The following is a 20,077-nucleotide window of genomic DNA, read 5'->3' as shown; positions in this document are numbered from 1 at the left end:
GCTGCCTGTCCCTTTGCCATCACGAGTTTTTCATGCCCGCTGACCATCCCGTTTCCAAGCGCCGTACCTTCGCGATCATCGCGCACCCGGACGCCGGTAAAACCACGCTGACCGAAAAGCTGCTGCTATTCGGCGGCGCGATCCAGCTCGCCGGCGAGGTGAAAGCCAAGAAGGACCGCATCCAGACACGCTCGGACTGGATGAACATCGAGCGCGACCGCGGCATTTCGGTCGTGACCTCGGTGATGACCTTCGAATACAAGGACTGCATCTTCAACTTGCTCGACACGCCGGGCCACGAAGACTTTGCCGACGATACCTATCGCACGCTGACCGCCGTGGACTCGGCTGTCATGGTCATCGACGCCGCCAAGGGTATCGAGCCGCGCACGCTGAAGCTGTTCGAAGTCTGCCGCATGCGCGACATTCCGATCGTCACCTTCGTCAACAAGATGGACCGTGAAGCGCGCGATCCGCTCGAAATCCTCGACGAGATCGAGGAAAAGCTGGCGCTCGACACCGCGCCCGTCACCTGGCCAATCGGTTCGGGCAAGAGCTTTGCGGGTACTTTCGATCTGCACAATGACACGATGCGCCGTCAGGACAGCGAAGAGCACCCGACCAGGGTGAGCGGCCCGGAAGAGGTCGCAGGGCTTCTGCCGGAAAACGAACGTCAGGCATGGATCGAGAATGTCGAGCTGGCGCGCGGCGTCTGCCGTCCCTTCGATCTCGCTTCCTTCCGTGAAGGCCATATGACGCCGGTTTATTTCGGTTCGGCCCTGAAAAATTACGGCGTGCGCGACCTGATCGAAGCCTTCTGCGATTTCGGCCCCTCGCCGCGCGACCAGCAGGCCGACGCGCGCATGGTCGGTTCGACCGAAGACAAGATGACCGGTTTCGTGTTCAAGATTCAGGCCAATATGGACCCGAACCACCGCGACCGCATCGCCTTCCTGCGCGTCTGTTCCGGCAAGCTTGCACGCGGCATGAAGGCCAAGCTCGTGCGCACCGGCAAGCCTATGAGCCTGTCGGCGCCGCAATTCTTCTTTGCGCGTTCGCGCCAGATTGCCGACGAAGCCTTTGCAGGCGATGTGGTGGGCATCCCGAACCACGGCACCTTGCGCATCGGCGACACGCTGACCGAGGGCGAGGACATCCTGTTCCGTGGTGTGCCGAATTTCGCGCCGGAAATCCTGCGCCGTGTGCGTCTGGATGACGCCATGAAGGCCAAGAAACTGCGCGAAGCACTGCAACAGATGGCCGAAGAAGGCGTGGTGCAGCTTTTCGTACCGGATGACGGTTCGCCAGCTATTGTCGGCGTGGTCGGCGCGCTGCAAATCGACGTTCTGACCGAACGCCTCAAAGTGGAATATTCGCTGCCGGTCGGCTTTGAAATGTCGCGCTTTTCGGTCTGCCGGTGGATTTCCGCCGACAACCCGGCAGAACTCGACCGCTTCATCGCGGCCCACCGCGCCGACATCGCGCATGACCTCGATCACGATCCGGTTTTCCTTGCCCAGAACGGCTTTTCGCTCAATTACGAGGCCGAGCGCTGGAAGGATATTCGCTTCGCGACCGTCAAGGACTATCAGGTACGCGATATGGCCTGATCAGGCGTTCTGATCCAGAAGTCTGGCGGCAATCTTTTCCGCCAGCTTTTCGGCCACCTGTTCCTTGCTCATTTCCGGCCAATCTTCGATGCCGGATCGGCTGAGGATACGCACAGAATTGCGGTCGCCGCCCATGACGTCACCGGACACATCATTGGCGACGATCCAGTCAGCGCCCTTTTTCTCAAGCTTGGCTCTCGCGTTTTCGCTCACATCTTGCGTTTCCGCCGCAAAGCCCACCACAAGGCCGGGGCGCCTGGCGCTATGGCCGACGCCCGCCAGAATATCCGGGTTCTCGACCATGGAAAGCGTCGGCGCGCCTTCACCGGGCTTTTTCTTGATTTTCTGGTCTGCCGCACTTTCCGTGCGCCAGTCGGCGACGGCTGCGACCATCACCGCCGCATCGGCAGGAAGCTTGCTTTCAATAGCGGCCTGCATTTCACGCGCCGTCTCGACGTGGATCACATCGACGCCTTCGGGATCGGGAATAGTTACGGGGCCGGACACCAGATGCACCGTCGCGCCAAGCTTGGCGAGTGCTGCCGCAATGGCATGACCCTGCTTGCCCGACGAGCGGTTGGCGATATAGCGCACCGGATCAATCGGTTCATGCGTCGGGCCGGAGGTCATCACGATGCGCTTGCCCGCAAGCGGCTTCGCACCGGCATCAAGCAGGTTTTCAATGGCCGCGACAATCGCCAGCGGCTCGCTCATGCGGCCTGTTCCCGCCTCGCCGCCTTCCGCCATCTCGCCCTTTTCAGGGCCGATGAAATGCACGCCGTCCTGCACCAATGTCTGGCGGTTGCGCTTTGTCGCCGGATTGTCCCACATGGCCGGGTTCATGGCCGGCGCGATCAAGACCGGGATTTTGCGCGCAAGAAGCACGGCGCTCGCCAGATCGTCGGCCAGACCATGCGCCACTTTACCCATCAGGTCGGCGGTTGCGGGCGCGACGACAATCAGGTCGGCATCGCGAGCCAACCGGATATGCCCGACATCCTGCTCGTCTTCGCGTGAGAAAAGATCGGTGAAAACATGATCGGCAGAAACCGCGCCAATGGTCAGAGGCGTCACGAATTGCTGTGCCGCCGCCGTCATCAGTGGGCGCACCTTCGCGCCACGCTCGCGCAGGCGGCGGATAAGATCCGGCGTCTTGTAGGCGGCGATGCCGCCGCCAATGATGAGAAGGATGCGCTTACCGTCCAGCAATGCCATGTGTCGCCGACCTCTCAAAAGAGAATAGTTTCACAGCCAGATATAGAGCTTGATCGCTATTGCTGCGAGTGCAATCGCAATCACGCCCTGCGCGATGCGGCCCCAGCGCGAATGACGCGCTTCGGCCCGCCCGATGGCTTCCGCCGTCGCTGCATCGAAACGCAAACCATTTGCGGCCATATCGTCCAGCGCAACCGAAACACGATCGACACGCGCCACCAGTTCCGGCGTCTTGCGGGTGAAGTGCAGCAGCGAATAGGCGCTGTCTTTCGCATCCAGCAACATGCCCTGCGGCCCGAGATTTTTGGCAATCCAGTCGCCCACGACCGGTTCCGCCGCCTTCCACATATTGAAATGTGGATCGAGCGTGCGCGACACGCCTTCCACCACAACCATGGTTTTTTGCAGCATCAGCAACTCTGGCCGGGTTTCCATATCGAAAAGCTCGGTCACTTCGAAAAGCAGCGTCAGCAGCTTGGCCATCGAAATGGTTTCGGCGGGCTGGCCGTGGATCGGCTCGCCAATGGCGCGGATAGCCTGCGCGAAACTCGCCACATCATGCGTGTGCGGCACATAGCCCGCCTCGAAATGCACTTCGGCGACGCGCATATAGTCGCGCGTAATGAAGCCATAGAGAATTTCGGCCAGAAAACGCCGCTGCTGCTTGTTGAGACGTCCGGTAATGCCAAAATCGACCGCGACGATCAGCCCCTGAGGATCGACAAACAGATTGCCCGGATGCATATCCGCATGGAAAAAACCGTCGCGCAGCGTATGCCGCAGGAAGGACTGGATCAGCGTTTCGGCCAGTTTCTTGAGATCAAAACCGGCAGCCTCAAGCGCGGAAATATCCGACATCTTGATGCCGTCGATCCATTCGAGCGTCAGCACATCGCGGCCCGTACGCTCCCAATCGACGTTTGGAACACGGAAACCTTTGTCGTCCTTGATATTCTCGGCGATCTCGGACAGTGCAGCGGCCTCAAGCCGCAGATCCATCTCGATACGCGTAGTCTGCTGGAGCGTCTCGACAACCTGAACCGGGCGCAGGCGCCGGGCGAAGGGAACATGGCGCTCCTGCATCCGCGCGACCATGTAGAAACCTTCGAGATCGCGGGTAAAACGCTGGCGTACGCCGGGCCGGATCACCTTGACCGCAACCTTTTCAGGCTTCCCGTTCTTCAATATTTCCGCCGGATGCACCTGCGCCATCGAAGCGGCGGCTATCGGCGCATCGAAACGCGCATAAAGGTCGTCTATCTTGCGGCCAAGCGAACCTTCGATGGCCGCAACCGCATCGGCTTGCGGAAAGAAATCGAGCCGATCCTGCAAAAGCTCCAGATCGCCAGCGACATCGCGCCCGACAATATCGGGCCTTGTGGCCAGAAACTGACCGAGCTTCACATAGGACGGTCCAAGCTTGTTCATGGCCCGCGACATGCGCTCGGAGCGCTGCATCTGCCACGCGCGCGGACGCGCCAAAAGACCCGCCACCTTGTGCCCGAAAGCCGGAAGGCCGGAAAGTCCTTCGACCGGAAGCGCGCTGATAACGCCCTCGCGTGTCAAAACCCACCCGGCCCGCATCAGCCGGAAAGCGGCGGAAAGATTGCTCATATGCTAGAGCTTCCAGCCCGAATGGAGCGCGGCGATACCGCCGGTGAAATTGCGATAACTGACGCGCTCGAAACCGGCTTTCTCGATCATCGCGGCGAAATCCTGCTGCTTTGGAAATTTGCGGATCGATTCGACCAGATAGCTGTAGGAATCGGCATCGCCCGTGATCATCTTGCCGATACGCGGAATGGCATGGAACGACCACTGGTCATAGACCTTGTCGAGGATCGGCAATTCGACCTCGGAGAATTCAAGGCACAGAAAGCGCCCGCCCGGCTTCAAAACGCGATAGGCCTCCGACAACGCCCTGTCGATATGCGGCACATTGCGGATGCCGAAGGCAATCGTGTAGGCATCGAAACTGTTATCCTCGAAAGGCAGTTCCTCGGCATTGGCTTCGACGAATTCGAGATTGTCGGCAAGGCCCTTCTTGACGGCGCGTTCGCGACCGACACCCAACATCGAGCCGTTAATGTCGAGAATGGTGACATGAGCCTGTTTGCCCGATGCCTCGACAATGCGAAACGCAATGTCGCCCGTACCGCCCGCGACATCGAGCGAAGTCCAGCCCGGACGTTTCGACGGCGCCAGCCATGCAATCATCGCGTCTTTCCAGACGCGATGCATACCCGCCGACATGAGATCGTTCATCACGTCATATTTGTCGGCGACCTTATGGAAAACGTCGTTGACCAGCCCCTGCTTTTCGCTTTCGTCGACCGCCTTGAAGCCGAAAGAATGCTCCATGCCACCTTGCGCGCCCACGCGGTCCGCATTGCCGTTCTGCTGGCTCATAGCTCATCCTGCTTTTCGAGGTTTATGACGAAAACGTTTTGCATTCATGCATATAAAGCTTGTGCCGAACGATACAAGCACAGACCGCCGCCATCAGCCTTTTTGTGATGGTGCACCATTTGTGATCGCGGCTTGCGCTCGGCATAAAAATGGTCGAAGAGATAGAAAATTGTGCGCGTGGGCCCGGCCACGCGTTTTCTCCGGCGCAATGTGCCGTTAGAGCATTTCCAGCAAAAGTGCGAAGCGGTTTTGCGTCGGATAATGCGATAAACAAATGAATAGAGCGGTTCCAACCATTCCATTATAACCGGAACCGCTCTAGGCTAAACGATAACAAGAAAAGTGGAGAGATCATGGGCGTTACAGTCGTCAGCCATCCGCTTGTCCAGCACAAGCTTACCATCATGCGCAAGAAGGAAACGTCCACGGCCAGCTTCCGGCGGCTGCTGAAGGAAATCTCGCTGCTGCTCTGCTATGAAGTGACCCGCAACCTCGAACTGACCACGATGCCGATCGAGACGCCGCTGATGCCGATGGACGCGCCGGTGCTCGAAGGCAAGAAGCTGGTCTTCGCCTCCATCCTGCGCGCGGGCAACGGGCTTCTGGAAGGCATGCTTGATCTGGTGCCCGCGGCGCGCGTCGCCCATATCGGCCTCTACCGCGATCACAATACGCTTCAGCCGATCGAATATTACTTCAAGGCGCCGGAAGATATCGTCAATCGCCTCGTCATCGTCGTCGACCCGATGCTCGCCACCGGCCATTCGGCCATTGCGGCAATCGACAAGCTGAAGGAACGCGGCGCGACCAATATCCGTTTCCTCTGCCTGCTGGCCGCGCCCGAAGGCATCGAACGCTTCACCAAGGCGCACCCGGATGTGGATGTCTTCACGGCGGCCATCGACGAACGCCTCGACGAGAAGGGCTATATCGTCCCCGGCCTCGGCGATGCGGGCGACCGCATGTACGGCACGAAATAACCAGACAGCGGAGCGGCAGGGCGCCATCCCGGCCTGCCGCTTCCACCTTCCTTGCAAGGAACCACGGCCATGCCTATGGAAAAACGCCTGATCGAGCTGGAAATCCGTGTCGCCGAACAGGAAAAGACAATTGATGAATTATCGTCCGTCCTGGCCGAACAGTGGAAGACCATCGACCGGCTTTCCAAGAAGCTCAGCGCATTGACCGACAGGTTTCTGGAGCTGGAAGAACAGACAGCGCCGCAAGTTCCGGTCACCAAACCGCCCCACTGGTGAGCCATGCTTGAGATTTCCCTCGCCAGGTGCCTCGGCCTCGTGCCTATCTGTGCGGAATGGAACCACGGACGCCTTTGATGATGCACTCCTGATTATCGGGCGGTAAAGCGTCCCAAGGGGCGCTCCCGGCGATGGCCCATGGCATAGAAGAAAAGCGCAAGTACGCCGAAGAAAACCCAGCCCGGCGCTCCAAGTGCGGGAATGCAGACGGAATTCCAGATGCCTTCCCCTATATGGTGTGTCACCAGCGCTTGAGCATCGGCCAGCGTTTCGGGCGCATTGCGCGACCACATGGCGAGAAGCGGCTTGGCAACGAATTGCGATGCGCCCACTGAACGCGCACCATCGAGGACCGCGAAGATCACGGCCAGCGCCAGAAAAACAACCGCAAAACTACGCAATACAAATCGGATCACGATTCTCTGCCCGGCCTTTCCTGTCCCGCTTCGAACGCCGGATTCCTGCCCGACCGTCCGAGGATTTGTCTCCTGGATGTGGCGAAAGCATAGCATGGAGAGGCGGTTCGGCTCAAAGCCGGACTGACGCACATTTGCGGGAGTGAAATAAACCCTTTTATTTTCAATTAGTTAAAGCGGAAAAATACCTGTTTGCACAGGCTTTATGATTTAGTCGCAAAAACTTGCAAATAGCTGTTGAACATATGCGTATTCTGGCTATATTGCGCGCCGCACCCGCTAGTTGGCGACTAACCAGCGCCTGTCTGAAAGCGGTGTCACGTTTGCAGTCAGTTTTTACCGCGAATGCGGTTCCCCGACAGCAAGGCAGACGGAGAGGTGGCCGAGTGGTTGAAGGCGCACGCCTGGAACGCGTGTATACGGGAAACCGTATCGAGGGTTCGAATCCCTCTCTCTCCGCCATTTGATCCTCTATCTTCCCCGCTACAAGCCTGTCTCGTGCTCACGGCATTGACGCGACACCAACAGTTTCCATCTGTCGGCGAAATGGCCAGTGCTTTTGTCCGTCAGAAAAGCGATGCGATCCGCGCTGTGCCGGATGAGGTCGGCATCCGCCCCACCACGACGAGCTTGTTGAACTCGCCGCGCTTGAAGGCGCGCAGGAAGCGGGCATAATTCTTGAACACGACACAGCCATTGGAATCGCCCCGGCGCCCGAGCATGAAAGTATGCGCCAGAAGTCCGTCGCGGTTATAACGATTCTTGCCATCGGCGGGCGTCAGGCGGATCGCCTCCACGCCGTGGAACAGCGCTTCGCGCATACGCAGATTATAGGTATGCGGCGGCGTGGGGCCACGGTTTTTCTGGTTCGCATAGCGCGGATTATCGCGCATCTGTCCAAGGCCGGAATGCGCTTCAAGACGCTCACCGCCCGGCAGATAGACGGTCGCTGCGGAAATGTCGTAGACGGCGGTCCTGCTGCGCGCAGCCTGATTGAGAAACGGACTGAACAGCCCCGGCTGCGGATCTTCCGTTGCACCGCTTTCGGGCGCATAGGCAAGCTCGGTCCTCGTTTCCGGTCGCAAGCGGCGCATTGCGGGCTTTACACCCGGAAGAGGCACATCGTCCGGCACGAACAGGTCGCGGTCCGTTTGCTCTTCCGCCGCATCCGCTTCTTCCGCGCGCGAAAGGGGCGTAATCTTGCTGAAGGCCAGCGCCGCCTGCGAAGCGGTCGGCAATTGCGCATAGCCAAGCATATCGCCTGCTGCGACCGTTGCCGTATCCCCGGCTTTCGCCGGGACGGGTTCTTTGCGGCGGACGCGGTCGGCGCGCAGTTCGATCAGCGAAGCCGTATCGACCGGCTTGTCCTCGATTACGGAATCCGGGCCGATCTCGGCGATGATCGGCGCGTCACCGGCATTCCTGTTACGCCGCCAGTCGAGGTTGGAATAGGCCGAACTGGCGGTATAGGACTTGATGAAGCTCTGCCGGGCCTTCCCCGCAGGCGCAATCGCGTGATCGACGATCGCCAGTGCCTGCGGCGCTGCCAGCGGAGCGCGGCGCAAGACCGGAGCGAGGGGAGCGAATGCCGGCACGACCGTTTCAAGCGTGCCGAGCGCGGCCATCATCCAGCCGCCCGCGACCAGCCCGGCCGCCGCGAAAACGGCAAAACGCGCAAAACCGTTGAAGCCGGAAGGAAGCCTGATGCCGCCGCGCGAAGCCGCGCAGCCATACACTTCAGTCACACACGCCATGATACGATACCCGATGAAAGCCTAACCTTCGCGGGCACCGCCTTGCATGTTGGTCCGGCAGAAGACGAACACGACATGCAAAGCAGTGACTGGAAGATCGCTTCCAGCATCGTCAATTATGGTAACCAAATCCTTTACGGGGTGAAGAATTCGGGGCGGCCACGCAGTTCCAGGGTGGCCCTGGTCAAAGCAGGAACCGCTCTCAGGCAGTTTGAAGATAGGTGCCCTGCATGGCGCTTGGAAACTCCAGCCCTTCCACGGCAACGCGGTTGCGCCCGCGCCGTTTCACGCGCATCAGGGCAAGGTCGGCGCGCGCCACGGTCTCCCACAGGGTCTCGCCGCCGCGCACCATGGCGATGCCGAAACTCGATGTGACGTGACGCCCTCCCGGCAATGCGGAGAAATCATGACGGGCGACGCGTCGGCACAGCAGCTTGCCCATGTACTCGCAGGCAGCGGCGTCGCCCTCGACCACGAGAACGAATTCCTCACCGCCCACGCGGCCCACGCAGCATATCCTCGCATCCGCCGCCTGCAAGATCCGGGCAAACTCCACCAGAACCCGGTCTCCTGCGGTATGTCCGAGTTCGTCGTTGATCGACTTGAAATGGTCGATATCCGCGATGATCACGCCGCAGCCAGCCCTCCTCCGCGCTTTAAAGCAACGTTCCAGGCCGCGCCGGTTGAGAACGCCGGTGAGAGGATCGGTATCACGCTCGTCCCGCAATTCCCTCATCAGGTCCGATGTGGTGACGGCGAGAACGAGAAGTCCGACGACCGCGCCTCCAAGAGCCCCGAATATCTGGACAACCTGCCAGAAGCCCGACCGGGCGAAATCGGCCGGGCGCACGATGTCGCGCGAAAGATTGAGCGAAAAGATCGCCTGTCCGTAGAGCTGCATGGCAAGCAGGACAAGAGCGATAAAGAAGACCCGCTCTATCAGGCTTCGATGCATGAGCGCGCGCGCCTGAATGCAGAGAACGAAGACAAGACTGCCAAGCACCAGATTGATCGTGAACGCGACCTGACGGTAGGTCGCTCCGGACGCGATGAAATAGGCCATCGGGCAGAAGAGGCCAAGCCCTATGACGACGATCGCCAGACGGGAATAGCGTTCGCCCATGCGCTGCATCACGCCTTCGCAGAGCAGGACCATACCCAGAAAATGACATGACGAGGCAATGGGCGACGACAGGGCAATAGTGCCGATCGGCGGCGCTTGCAAAACCAGAAAGCCGGTAGCGAAACTGGCAAAGCCGAGGGCAAAAAGCAGAAGATGCCTGCGCTTCGTGTCGAGCAACCAGACGCTCAACATCGTCGCGGCAAACAACAGCACTTCCAGCGGCGGAACAAACTTCACGAACGGGCCCTAATCGGTAAAACGGGAACGGTGCTTTCCAATCGAACCTACTCTGCAAATACAAAGCGAAGGGAAAGTCAAGTGAACGATTCTAAAGTTTTAAACCCGCCGGGCACCTAAAAAACACAGGCATTAAATAAGCGAATACTAATAATTAATTGAAAACAACGCGCTCTCTGTAGGTTTTATTTTCACCCGGCGGCCGACCTGGAACTTATCCCCATAAGCTTGTCGGCAATCATCCGCCCGATGGGAATAGAGGAAGTGGCCGCCGGTGACGGTGCATTGCACACATGCAGCATCCTTTCGGTCTCCTTGAAGAGGAAATCGTGCACGAGCGTGCCATCGGCAAGCACGGCCTGCGCGCGAATGCCTGCACCCGGATTGCCAAGATCGGACAGCTCCAGTTCCGGGCAATATTTGCGGCATTCCTTCAGGTAGCGCGTCCGCGAAACGGAATTGCCGAATTCGGATACAGCCGACCGCCAGTTTTTCAGCGCCATTTTCCAGAAGCCGGGAAACAGTGACATGTCCGCCACGTCGCCAGCGCGCAAGCTGCCCTTCGGATAGCCCTCGCGCGCGAAGCCGAGAACGGCGTTGGGGCCAACCGTCACGCCGCCATCGATGGTGCGCGTCAGATGGATGCCGAGAAAGGGCAGTTCCGGGTCCGGGATCGGATAGATCAGATGTTTGACGATATCCGCCTTCGATTGCGGCAGCGTGTAATATTCGCCGCGAAACGGCACGATGCGATGGCTGATGTCCAGACCGGCAAGCCGCGCCAGACGGTCGGATTGCAGTCCCGCGCAAGCGACCAGTTTCGAGGCGCGCACGGTATCGCCGCCGCCTGCCATGACCGTAACGCCCCTTTCGTCCTCCCGGATTGCCGTGACCGGAGAATTGAGACGCACGACGCCGCCCCGTTCCTCGATTTCGGCGGCCATGGCGCGCGAGACCCTGGCATAGTCCACAATGCCGGTCGCGGGGACGAACAGCGCGCCGACACCGGCAATGGCCGGTTCTGCAGTCGCCAGCGTCTGCCGGTCGAGATGCTGGAACGCGATATCGTTCTGCAAGGCACGTTTGGCCAGCGCTTCCATGCGCTCCACTTCCTGCGCCGAGGTTGCGACCAGAAGCTTGCCGCAGGTTTCGAACGGGATCGAATATTGCGCGCAGAAGGCTTTCGTCGCTTCGGCGCCCGCCCGGCACAATTGCGCCTTCAGCGACCCCGGCTGATAATAGATGCCTGCATGGATGACGCCGCTATTGTGCCCGGTCTGGTGACGGGCCAGCCCCGCTTCCTTTTCCAGCACGATGACCTTCGCGCCCGGATCGGCTTCCTGCACGGCCTTTGCCGTCGCCAGCCCGACAATGCCGCCCCCGATAACGCAATAATCAAAACCAGCCACGAAATCCCTCTCCTCAAAGCTTTGCGGAAGGGAATATGCCAGCGCGCAGCCCTTCGCAAGCCCTCGCCTTATTGTCGTCTGGCGCCATGATTACCTGTTACTTATATGAATGCAGGCTTGGTTGCCGCCCGCCAAGATGGCATTCTGTTGCAGCCTGCCCCATTGGAGAATTTACATGCGTCATCAGTTCGACCTTTTTGCTCCTTCCCCTGCGGAAGGGGAAAAACGGGCGGAACTGCGCCCTGCCCGCCCGAAAACAGGCAAGACGCCGCCGATGGACGAAGCGGCGATGGTGCAGCAGTTGAGGGACAGCGGACGCTACCGCATCCTGCAACGCCTCGACCCGCCGCCGACCGTGCCCGGTGCCGACAGGATAGCCTTCCCGCGTCTTGGCGTCGTGGTCGACACGGAAACAACCGGTCTCAATCCGGCCCAGGAAGAAATCATCGAGATCGGCGCGGTCGCCTTCCGCTATGCCGATGACGGCTCTGTGGGCGATGTCTGCGCCACTTTCGGCGCGCTGCAACAGCCATCGAAACCCATTCCGGCAGATATTACGCGCATTACAGGCATCACCGACGAGATGGTCAAGGGCCAGACCATTCCGCGCGCGGAACTGGACGCGCTGATAGCCGATGCCGATCTCGTCATCGCGCATAATGCGGGCTTCGACCGGCCGTTTCTGGAGCGTTTTTCGCCCGTCTTCGAGAATAAGCCATGGGCCTGTTCGGTCAAGGAAATCGATTGGACGGCGCGCGGCTTCGAGGGCACGAAACTTGGCTACCTCATCGGCCAGAGCGGCTATTTCCATAACGGTCACCGCGCCGAAGACGACTGCCAGGCCCTGCTTGCGGTGTTGAAGGAACAATCGGGCGACACCACGCCCTTTGCCGAATTGCTGAAGGCGAGCCGGAAATCGCGGATGCGCATCTATGCCGAAAACAGCCCGTTCGAGATGAAGGATCACTTAAAGGCGCGTGGCTATCGCTGGTCGGACGGCACGGACGGCCGACCGAAATCCTGGTGGACGGAAGTCGACGACGATGAACTCGACACCGAACTCGACTATCTGCGCACCGAGATTTACCACTGGCGCGACGCCGATCCGCTGATCCAGAAACTGACAGCCGTCGACCGCTACAAGGAACGCGCGCCAATGCGGGCGAAGAAATAAAAAGGCCGCATTCAGCACCTCCCTCATCCTGAGGAGGTGACCTGAGCTTGTCGAAGGTTACCGTCTCGAAGGATGGGAGATGGCCCCTCGCCCTTCGAGACGGCGCTTCGCGCCTCCTCAGGATGAGGGGCAGATTTAGCGATCACGCAATAACAGGCCAGGGGCGTTGCTCAGGTCGCATCTCTTCATACGCCTTCGCCAGCCGCAAAACGCCGAGATCGTCGAAACGCTCACCGAAAATCTGCAACCCGATAGGCAACCCATCGGACGTATAGCCGCAATTGATCGAAACCGCGGGCTGCTCCGACATATTCATGGCGACCGTGAAGCCGATATGCTCGAACGGGCGCTGCGGATCATTAATCGGAGAGGCCCATTCCGCCGGATAGGTGGCCATAGGCGACGTCGGCGAAATGATGAAATCGAAATCTTTCGACGCGGCAAGCGCGGCATAGCGCATGGCATCCATCTGCGCAAAACCGAGATAGACTTCCTCGCCGGAAAGCCCTTCCGCGGTCTCCGTCCACTGATAGATATAGGGAAGGATTTTCGCACGGTTTTCCGGCGTCATCTTTTTGATATCCGACCATGAACGCGCGCGCCAGAAACGATCAAGACCATCAATCATGGTGCGATTGAGGAAAGGCGCGACCGGTTCGATGATTGCGCCCGCATCGGCAAAAAGCTTTGCGGCAGCTTCCACGGCGGCTTTCGTTTCCGCACCGACCGGATCGCCAAAACCGGCATCGAGCCACAGGCCGATCTTCAGCCCCTTCAGATCAATGCCAAGCTCCATCCAGTCAATGTCTTGATAAGGAAGGCTCATCGCATCGCGGCGGTCAGGCTTCGACAGAACCGACATATAAAGCGCATTATCGGCCACCGTTCGCGTCATCGGGCCAGCGACGCGGCCCAGAAACGGCGGATCGATGGGAATGCGCCCGAAGGACGGCTTTAGCCCGACAAGCCCGCACCAGCCCGCAGGCAGACGAATGGAACCGCCAATGTCCGTGCCGATATGCAGCGGGCCGTAACCGGCGGCAGCGGCACTACCCGCCCCCGCGCTCGAACCGCCCGGATTGGTGGCGAGATTCCATGGATTGCGCGCCAGCTTGTGAAAACTGGAAAGCCCGGAGGACAACATGCCGAGATCGGGCATGGTGGTCTTGGCAAGCAGCACACCGCCTGCCTCACGCGAACGGGCGGCCGGTGGCGCATCGGCGGCGGCAGGTTTCAGTGGAAGCGCAGCGCACCCAAGCGGAATGGGTGTGCCTTTCGTGGCGATGTTTTCCTTGAGCGTCAGCGGCACGCCATCGATCGGGCCTGCGGGTTCGCCCTTGGCCCAACGTGCTTCGGATGCCTTTGCCGCCGTGCGCGCCGCATCAGGATCGTAGGACCAAAGCGCGTTCAGCTTCGGCTCATAGGCTTCGATGCGGGTAATCACCGCCTCGGTAACCTCCACCGGCGAAAGCGACTTTGCCTTATAGGCGGAAACAAGTTCGACGGCTGACAGATCGGCTAATGCAGACATGATGCTCCCATTCATTCCGGTAATTTGATTGTGCCATTCCGGTGCGCCCGCTTGCGGCGGCCCGAGAACGGCTTCGGCACCGCATCGACCAGCGCAGTTGTATATTCGTGCCGCGGATTGTCGAAGACTTCGCCCGTCGTCCCCTCCTCGACAATATTGCCGCGATAGATCACCGCCACGCGATCGGTAATGGCGCGCACGACGCCAAGATCATGGCTGATGAACAGATAGGACAGACCGAATTTTTCCTGCAAATCCATCATCAGGTTCAAGACCTGCGCCTGAATGGATACGTCCAGCGCCGAAACCGGCTCGTCGGCGACAATCAGCGCAGGCCGGGTGATCAGCGCGCGGGCAATGGCGATGCGCTGGCGCTGCCCGCCGGAAAATTCATGCGGATATTTCTCCGCCGATCCCCTGGGCAGCCCGACGGCCTCCAGCACCTCCGTCACGCGGTCGTTACGATCCTTCGCACTCGTACTCTTTTCCAGCGACACAACCGGCTCGGAAACGATGCGCCTCACCGTATGGCGCGGATCAAGCGAACCGTAAGGGTCCTGAAAGATCGCCTGAAAGCCCTTTCGCGCCTCGCGCAGACCGGCGCGGTCGAGCGCATAAATATCCTGCCCGTTGATGAGAATCTGCCCGGATTGCGGACGCTCCAGCCCCATCACGGCGCGCGCGAGCGTGGATTTGCCCGAACCGCTTTCGCCCACGATGCCGAGGCTCTGGCCCGCTTCGATCTCGACACTCACGCCATGCAGGACACGCAGCGATCCCGGCCTGGAAAAGAAGGATGGGCGCGGGAGCTGATATTCGCGCACCACGTCGCGCACCTGCAAAATCATCCTGCTCATGCTGTCACCCTGCCGTCACGCGGATGGAAACAGGCGGCGCGATGCACAATCCCAGCATCCTCCCCAAGCGGGTCGAGCGCCGGGATTGTCTGGCGGCAATCGCCCTCGACGAAAGCACAGCGGTCGGCAAAGCTGCAATGAGCGGGCCGCGCCAGCGGGTCCGGCACGACACCCGGAATGGCGGCAAGGCGCTGGCGCGTCTTCGCCTGATTGCGAACCAGCGCAGCCCCGTGCGGCGACGCCGCGAACAGTCCACGCGCGTAAGGATGCGCCATGCGCTCGAACACGGCTTCGGTGCGCCCCGTCTCGACAATGCGCCCGGCATACATGACGGCGATGCGGTCGGTCATTTCCGATACCACGCCGAGATCGTGAGTGATCAGCATCAAAGCGGTGCCGGTCTCATCGATCAGCTCATCCATGAGATCGAGAATCTGCGCCTGCACGGTAACGTCGAGCGCGGTCGTCGGCTCGTCGGCAATGAGCAGATCCGGCTCGCAGGCAATCGCCATGGCGATCATCACGCGCTGGCGCTGTCCGCCAGACAACTGATGCGGATAAAGATCGAGATTGAAGCGCGGCGCGGCCAGCCCCACACGGTCGAGAAGTTCGCGCGCTTTGCGTTCGGCATCAGTGCGGTTTTCTCCCAGATGCAGGCGACGGCCTTCGGCGATCTGCGCGCCGATGGTCTTGACCGGATTGAGCGCCGTCATCGGCTCCTGAAAGATCATCGCCATGCGCCGTCCGCGCATTTTGCAGAGTTCGGCTTCTGGCATTGCGGCAAGGTCCGCGCCGTCGAAACGCAAACTGCCGCGCACACACATCCGGTCGGGAAGCAGGCCCATCGCGGCCAATGCGGTGATCGACTTGCCGCTGCCGGATTCGCCCACGACGCCAAGCCGTTCGCCGCGATTGAGCGTCAGCGTGATATTGGAAACAATATCCGCACTGCGGGTGCCGAAAGGCAGTTCGACGGACATATTGTCCATTTCAAGCAAGGGAGCCGTCATCTCTGCCTCCTGACGCGCGGGTCGAGCACATCGCGCAATCCGTCGCCCAGCATGTTGAGACCAAGCACGGCAAGCGTGATGGCAAGGCCGGGGAAGATGGCAAGCCACGGCGCGTCATAAATATAGGTCTGCGCGTCGTTGAGCATCTTGCCCCAGCTCGGCATCGGCGGCTGTGTGCCAAGACCGACATAGGACAGCCCCGCTTCCGCAACGATGGCAAGCGCGAACTGGATCGTCGCCTGCACGATCAGCACATGGTTGATATTGGGCAGCACATGCAAAAGCGTGATCGATATATCGCCGCGCCCGGCACAGCGCGCTGCCTGCACATATTCGCGCTTCCAGAGCCCCAGCGAAGCGCCGCGTGTGACGCGGGCAAAGACCGGAATGTTGAAGATGCCGATGGCGATCATCGCATTGACTGCGCCGGGACCGAAAATCGCGGTGATGATCACGGCGGTCAGAAGGGCCGGAAAGGCGAAGGCAAGGTCGGTCATGCGCATGACGAAACCGTCCACCAGCCCGCCCCGCGCCGCGGCAAAGGCGCCAAGCGGGATACCGATGCCCGCTCCAACCAGCACGGCGATAATCGACACGGCGATGGAATTGCGCGCACCGACCATGATCATGGAAAACACGTCGCGCCCGAAATTATCCGTCCCGAACAGATGCACGAGGCCCGGCCCCTGCAACTTGTCGCGAAAATTCATCGCGGTCGGCGAAAACGGCGTCCACGCGAAGGAGATGAGCGCCATGCCGACGAGAATGACGGTAATGAAGGAGCCGATCAAAAGGCTGCGGCTCATAAACAGCGTCCGTAAGGCACTCGGCTTCGGAAGGGCTTCGGCTTCGCTCATCGGCTGCCCCCCGTGGAAAGGCGCGGATCGATGAAGCCATAAACCAGATCGACGATGAAATTGACGGCGATCACCGAAGCGGCAAGCAGCGTCACCAGCGACTGCACGGTGACGAGATCGCGCTGCGCGATGGCCTGAAACACCAGCCGTCCGATGCCGGGAAGGTTGAAGACATTTTCGATGATGATGGTTCCCGCGAGAAGGAATGAGAACTGCAAACCGATGATGGTGACGACCGGGATCAGCGCATTCGGCACTGCATGACGCCAGAGTGCTGCCTTGCGCGTCAGCCCCTTGGCGCGGGCCGTGCGCACGAAATCCTCGCCCAGCGTTTCTATCACCGCCGAACGGGTGACGCGGGCAAGGATTGCCGCCAGCGGCAGGGCAAGCGCCAGCGCGGGCAGAAACAGCGAACGGATGCCGTTCCAGAATCCACCCTCCCAGCCTGCAAAACCCGACGCCGGAAACCAGCCGAGCTGCAAGGCGAACAGCAGGATCAACAGGAGGCCGAGCCAGAAATTGGGGATGGCGACACCGACTTGCGCCACGCCCATGGAGACGACGTCGCCGGTCCTGCCGCGCCTCGACGCGGCATAAACGCCAACCGGAATGGCAACCGCCACCGACAGAACCATGGACAGAAGCGCCAGCGGCAGCGTGACCATGATGCGCGGCCCAAGCAGTTCGCTGATCGGCACCGAATAGGTGTAGCTGGTGCCGAAATCACCGACGAAGAAGCCGCCGATCCATGCGAGATAGCGCCACCAGAGTGGCTGGTCGAGGCCGAGCTGCCTGTGCAGCGCGGCCAGGGTTTCGGGCTGCGCATTGATGCCAAGGATCACCGCTGCCGGGTCGCCCGGCAGCACCTGCATCAACAGGAAGACGATGACGGAAGCGCTAAGCGTCGTCAGCAGAAGTGCAACCAGCCGCCCGGATATATATGCCAGCAAGACGACCTACTCCCAGTAAGCCTGTGTCACGTCGTCAGCCGGAATGGGCATGTTCTTCCACAGGCCCTTGACCTGCTTGTTCCAGACGCCGATTTTCGGCAGCGCATAGAGGAAGATGTTCGGCTCGTCGGCGGCAAGCTTTTCCTGCAATTGCTTCACGAGCTTCAACTGTTCCTCGTCGCTGCCGGCTTCCGCATAGGCCTTGTAGAGCGCCTTGTATTCCGGGTTCTGATAATTGAAGTAATATTTGTCGCGGGCGTAGATATCGAGATCGCGCGCTTCCGTATGGGCGATGATCGTCGCATCGAAATCCGAACGCTTGAACACCTGATCCAGCCATTGCGCGAATTCAATCGGCACAAGATTGGCCTGAATGCCCACTTCCGCCAGCATGGCCGCGATGATTTCGCCGCCGCGACGCGCATAGACCGGTGGCGGCAGCGTGATGGTCATCGTCGTCCCCGCCGGAACGCCCGCCTCTTCCAGAAGCTGTTTCGCCTTGGCCGGATCATAGGGATAGGTCTGCGACAGGTCGACATAGCCCGGATCGACCGGCGCATAATGCGACCCGATCGGCGTGCCGAAGCCGGAATAGACGCCCTCGATCAGCGCCTTGCTGTCGATGGCATGGGCCAGCGCCTGACGCACCTTTACATTGTCAAAGGGCGCCTTGGCATTGTTGAGCGACAGCAGGACCTTGCCCGCCGTATCGCCCACTTCTACTTGAAGCTTGTCGTCGCTCTTGAAGCGGCTGATCAGTTCCGGTGCCTGAAACATCGGGAACACATCAATATCGCCTGCCAGGATCGCCGCTGCCGCCGCAGACGGATCGCTGACAAAACGGAAGGTGACAGTGGAAAGCTTTGCCGGTTCGCCCCAGTAATCCGGGTTGCGCTCCAGTTCCACGCGATCGCCCTGCACCCAGCGCTTGAACTTGAACGGGCCGGTGCCGACGGGCTTGGTCTTGTTTCCCGCAGCCGAATTCGGCGCAATCATCACCGCATCGCCCCAGCCCATATTGAACAGGAAGTTCGAGGTCGGGCGCTTCAGCGTCACCACAGCGGTCGCCGGATCGGGACATTCGGTGCTGGCAATCGGCTCGAACAGGCCTTTCTGCGCATTGGTGGAGTCGGGCGCGACGGCGCGCTCATAGGAGAATTTTACCACCGAGCAGTCGAATGGCGTGCCGTCATGAAACTTCACGCCCTGGTGCAGCTTGAACGTATAGGTCTTCTTGTCGTCGGAGACGGTCCAGCTTTCAGCCAGAAGCGGCTTGACCGTACCGTCCTCGACGATACGCACCAGCCCCTCATAAAGATTGGCATAGGTAACCTGCCGGATACCGGCGGCGGCATTGGCCGTCGGGTCCAGTCCCGGCGGTTCCAGCACTTCGCCCACGACCAGCGTGTCCTTGGCAAAGGCACCGTTGATCGATGCCAGCATCGCGGCTGTAACCAGCCCGGCTTTCAGCAGTTTACCCATGGTTTCCCCTGTTCCTCTTTTCTTTTTTAAATCGAGCGCCCGCCATCCACGTCGAGCGCAACCCCGGTAATCATAGAGGCAGCGGGCGAGCAAAGGAAAGCCGCGGCTTCGGCCAGATCGTCGGGTTTCAACAGGCGGCCCATCGGGATGGAATCGCGGAACTTCTTGCGGATTTCCTCGGTGTCCTCACCCATGAATGTGGTGAGAAGCGGTGTTTCGCCCGCAACCGGATTAAGCGCCACCACGCGGATTTTGGCAGGCGCAAGCTCGATTGCCAGCGCCTTCGTCACCGAGACGACCCAGCCCTTGGTGGCGTTGTACCAGGCCAGATTCGGGCGCGGACGCCCGGCCCCCGTCGAAGCGACATTGAGAATGACGGCTTCCTCTCCCTTGGCACCGTTCTCCTTGAAATGCGGGATGAGCTTGCGCGTCATCAGATAGACGCCGCGCACATTGACACCCAAAATGCGGTCGAATTCTTCCGGCGCGACCAGTTCGGCATTTTGCGGTTTGTGACCGATCCCGGCATTGTTGATCAAAATATCGATCCTGCCGAATTTCGACAGAGCGGCCTCCACCGCCGCATCGACATCGCTTTCCTTTGAAATATCTGCGGCGACCGCAATGGCCGCATCGCCGATTTCGCCCGCAACACGTTTCGCGCCCGCCTCGTCGCGATCGACGATGACGACCTTCGCGCCGCCGGAAGCGAAGCGCTTTGCCATGCCTTCGCCGAAACCCGAACCTGCTCCCGTGATGAGCGCGACCTTACCTTCAAGCGACACTT

General features: G+C 60.2%; 18 protein-coding genes and 1 tRNA gene. 5 read left to right on the top strand and 14 right to left on the bottom strand.

Annotated features, from left to right (window positions below):
• The first annotated feature begins 32 nt into the window (after positions 1 to 32).
• The gene (locus FHS76_RS14620; RefSeq protein ID WP_183654066.1) at positions 33 to 1,610 is read left to right on the top strand and encodes a peptide chain release factor 3; all 1,578 of its coding nucleotides are present in this window, start codon (positions 33 to 35) and stop codon (positions 1,608 to 1,610) included.
• Here FHS76_RS14620 and coaBC read toward each other — a convergent pair whose 3' ends face one another.
• The 3 genes from coaBC to ubiE are packed head-to-tail and all read right to left on the bottom strand — an operon-like array spanning position 1,611 to position 5,234.
• Positions 1,611 to 2,825, bottom strand: coding sequence for a bifunctional phosphopantothenoylcysteine decarboxylase/phosphopantothenate--cysteine ligase CoaBC (coaBC, locus tag FHS76_RS14615; RefSeq protein ID WP_183654064.1), 1,215 nt, complete (start codon positions 2,823 to 2,825; stop codon positions 1,611 to 1,613). It lies immediately after the preceding gene.
• A 30-nt stretch (positions 2,826 to 2,855) separates the two neighbouring features.
• Complete coding sequence (gene ubiB / locus FHS76_RS14610) at positions 2,856 to 4,439, bottom strand: 2-polyprenylphenol 6-hydroxylase (protein WP_183654061.1); 1,584 nt, start codon at positions 4,437 to 4,439, stop codon at positions 2,856 to 2,858.
• Between the two features lie 3 nt (positions 4,440 to 4,442).
• Positions 4,443 to 5,234: a bifunctional demethylmenaquinone methyltransferase/2-methoxy-6-polyprenyl-1,4-benzoquinol methylase UbiE gene (gene ubiE, locus FHS76_RS14605; protein ID WP_183654058.1), complete on the bottom strand. Its 792-nt coding sequence runs from the start codon at positions 5,232 to 5,234 to the stop codon at positions 4,443 to 4,445.
• 353 nt (positions 5,235 to 5,587) lie between these two features.
• Between ubiE and upp the strand changes: the two genes are divergently transcribed.
• Together upp and FHS76_RS14595 are read left to right on the top strand one after the other, a co-directional pair.
• On the top strand, positions 5,588 to 6,214 hold the full coding sequence (gene upp / locus FHS76_RS14600) for a uracil phosphoribosyltransferase (protein ID WP_183654055.1): 627 nt from the start codon (positions 5,588 to 5,590) through the stop codon (positions 6,212 to 6,214).
• 69 nt (positions 6,215 to 6,283) lie between these two features.
• Positions 6,284 to 6,490, top strand: coding sequence for a SlyX family protein (locus tag FHS76_RS14595; RefSeq protein ID WP_183654052.1), 207 nt, complete (start codon positions 6,284 to 6,286; stop codon positions 6,488 to 6,490).
• A 92-nt stretch (positions 6,491 to 6,582) separates the two neighbouring features.
• On the opposite strand, the gene FHS76_RS14590 is transcribed toward FHS76_RS14595, so the two are convergent.
• Complete coding sequence (locus FHS76_RS14590) at positions 6,583 to 6,906, bottom strand: hypothetical protein (RefSeq protein WP_183654049.1); 324 nt, start codon at positions 6,904 to 6,906, stop codon at positions 6,583 to 6,585.
• 372 nt (positions 6,907 to 7,278) lie between these two features.
• On the opposite strand from FHS76_RS14590, the gene FHS76_RS14585 reads away from it, so the two are divergent.
• Positions 7,279 to 7,368 (top strand) — tRNA-Ser (locus FHS76_RS14585).
• Positions 7,369 to 7,472: 104 nt separating this feature from the next.
• Here the strand turns inward: FHS76_RS14585 and FHS76_RS14580 are convergent.
• The 3 genes from FHS76_RS14580 to lhgO form a co-directional block, all read right to left on the bottom strand.
• Positions 7,473 to 8,660 carry a DUF2778 domain-containing protein gene (locus tag FHS76_RS14580; RefSeq protein ID WP_183654048.1) on the bottom strand — a complete coding sequence of 396 codons (1,188 nt, stop codon included), beginning with the start codon at positions 8,658 to 8,660 and terminating at the stop codon, positions 7,473 to 7,475.
• A 202-nt stretch (positions 8,661 to 8,862) separates the two neighbouring features.
• Positions 8,863 to 10,020: a GGDEF domain-containing protein gene (locus tag FHS76_RS14575; RefSeq protein WP_183654046.1), complete on the bottom strand. Its 1,158-nt coding sequence runs from the start codon at positions 10,018 to 10,020 to the stop codon at positions 8,863 to 8,865.
• A 191-nt stretch (positions 10,021 to 10,211) separates the two neighbouring features.
• Positions 10,212 to 11,429, bottom strand: coding sequence for an L-2-hydroxyglutarate oxidase (gene lhgO, locus FHS76_RS14570; RefSeq protein WP_183654044.1), 1,218 nt, complete (start codon positions 11,427 to 11,429; stop codon positions 10,212 to 10,214).
• 175 nt (positions 11,430 to 11,604) lie between these two features.
• Here lhgO and FHS76_RS14565 point away from each other — a divergent pair, with 175 nt between their 5' ends.
• A complete protein-coding gene (locus tag FHS76_RS14565; protein WP_183654041.1) occupies positions 11,605 to 12,603 on the top strand; it encodes a 3'-5' exonuclease in 999 nt (332 codons plus the stop codon).
• A gap of 142 nt (positions 12,604 to 12,745) precedes the next feature.
• Here FHS76_RS14565 and FHS76_RS14560 read toward each other — a convergent pair whose 3' ends face one another.
• Genes FHS76_RS14560 through FHS76_RS14530 form a run of 7 tightly spaced genes read right to left on the bottom strand, consistent with a single transcriptional unit; the run spans position 12,746 to position 20,075 of the window.
• On the bottom strand, positions 12,746 to 14,134 hold the full coding sequence (locus FHS76_RS14560; RefSeq protein ID WP_183654038.1) for an amidase: 1,389 nt from the start codon (positions 14,132 to 14,134) through the stop codon (positions 12,746 to 12,748).
• 11 nt (positions 14,135 to 14,145) lie between these two features.
• A complete protein-coding gene (locus tag FHS76_RS14555; RefSeq protein ID WP_183654035.1) occupies positions 14,146 to 14,991 on the bottom strand; it encodes an ATP-binding cassette domain-containing protein in 846 nt (281 codons plus the stop codon).
• Complete coding sequence (locus FHS76_RS14550) at positions 14,988 to 16,001, bottom strand: ABC transporter ATP-binding protein (RefSeq protein WP_183654032.1); 1,014 nt, start codon at positions 15,999 to 16,001, stop codon at positions 14,988 to 14,990. The genes FHS76_RS14555 and FHS76_RS14550 overlap by 4 nt, the downstream gene beginning before the upstream one ends.
• The gene (locus FHS76_RS14545; protein ID WP_183654030.1) at positions 15,998 to 16,858 is read right to left on the bottom strand and encodes an ABC transporter permease; all 861 of its coding nucleotides are present in this window, start codon (positions 16,856 to 16,858) and stop codon (positions 15,998 to 16,000) included. Before FHS76_RS14545 ends, FHS76_RS14550 begins: the two co-directional genes overlap by 4 nt.
• Complete coding sequence (locus FHS76_RS14540) at positions 16,855 to 17,808, bottom strand: ABC transporter permease (RefSeq protein ID WP_183654028.1); 954 nt, start codon at positions 17,806 to 17,808, stop codon at positions 16,855 to 16,857. Before FHS76_RS14540 ends, FHS76_RS14545 begins: the two co-directional genes overlap by 4 nt.
• A gap of 6 nt (positions 17,809 to 17,814) precedes the next feature.
• Positions 17,815 to 19,290, bottom strand: coding sequence for an ABC transporter substrate-binding protein (locus tag FHS76_RS14535; protein ID WP_183654025.1), 1,476 nt, complete (start codon positions 19,288 to 19,290; stop codon positions 17,815 to 17,817).
• 26 nt (positions 19,291 to 19,316) lie between these two features.
• Positions 19,317 to 20,075, bottom strand: a complete 759-nt coding sequence (locus FHS76_RS14530) for a glucose 1-dehydrogenase (RefSeq protein WP_183654023.1) — start codon at positions 20,073 to 20,075, stop codon at positions 19,317 to 19,319.
• Positions 20,076 to 20,077 lie beyond the last annotated feature (2 nt).

The sequence above is a fragment of the Brucella daejeonensis genome (genome assembly GCF_014199265.1).
Taxonomy (GTDB): Bacteria; Pseudomonadota; Alphaproteobacteria; order Rhizobiales; family Rhizobiaceae; genus Brucella; species Brucella daejeonensis.
This window is presented reverse-complemented; position numbering and strand designations above follow the sequence as displayed.

Coding starts and splice junctions, on each gene's coding strand:
- FHS76_RS14620 (WP_183654066.1), top strand. CDS start 33: ATGCCCGCTGACCATCCCGTTTCCAAGCGCCGTACCTTCGCGATCATC.
- FHS76_RS14535 (WP_183654025.1), bottom strand. CDS start 19,290: ATGGGTAAACTGCTGAAAGCCGGGCTGGTTACAGCCGCGATGCTGGCA.
- upp (WP_183654055.1), top strand. CDS start 5,588: ATGGGCGTTACAGTCGTCAGCCATCCGCTTGTCCAGCACAAGCTTACC.
- FHS76_RS14550 (WP_183654032.1), bottom strand. CDS start 16,001: ATGACGGCTCCCTTGCTTGAAATGGACAATATGTCCGTCGAACTGCCT.
- FHS76_RS14545 (WP_183654030.1), bottom strand. CDS start 16,858: ATGAGCGAAGCCGAAGCCCTTCCGAAGCCGAGTGCCTTACGGACGCTG.
- FHS76_RS14595 (WP_183654052.1), top strand. CDS start 6,284: ATGCCTATGGAAAAACGCCTGATCGAGCTGGAAATCCGTGTCGCCGAA.
- ubiE (WP_183654058.1), bottom strand. CDS start 5,234: ATGAGCCAGCAGAACGGCAATGCGGACCGCGTGGGCGCGCAAGGTGGC.
- FHS76_RS14555 (WP_183654035.1), bottom strand. CDS start 14,991: ATGAGCAGGATGATTTTGCAGGTGCGCGACGTGGTGCGCGAATATCAG.
- ubiB (WP_183654061.1), bottom strand. CDS start 4,439: ATGAGCAATCTTTCCGCCGCTTTCCGGCTGATGCGGGCCGGGTGGGTT.
- coaBC (WP_183654064.1), bottom strand. CDS start 2,825: ATGGCATTGCTGGACGGTAAGCGCATCCTTCTCATCATTGGCGGCGGC.
- FHS76_RS14580 (WP_183654048.1), bottom strand. CDS start 8,660: ATGGCGTGTGTGACTGAAGTGTATGGCTGCGCGGCTTCGCGCGGCGGC.
- FHS76_RS14565 (WP_183654041.1), top strand. CDS start 11,605: ATGCGTCATCAGTTCGACCTTTTTGCTCCTTCCCCTGCGGAAGGGGAA.
- FHS76_RS14560 (WP_183654038.1), bottom strand. CDS start 14,134: ATGTCTGCATTAGCCGATCTGTCAGCCGTCGAACTTGTTTCCGCCTAT.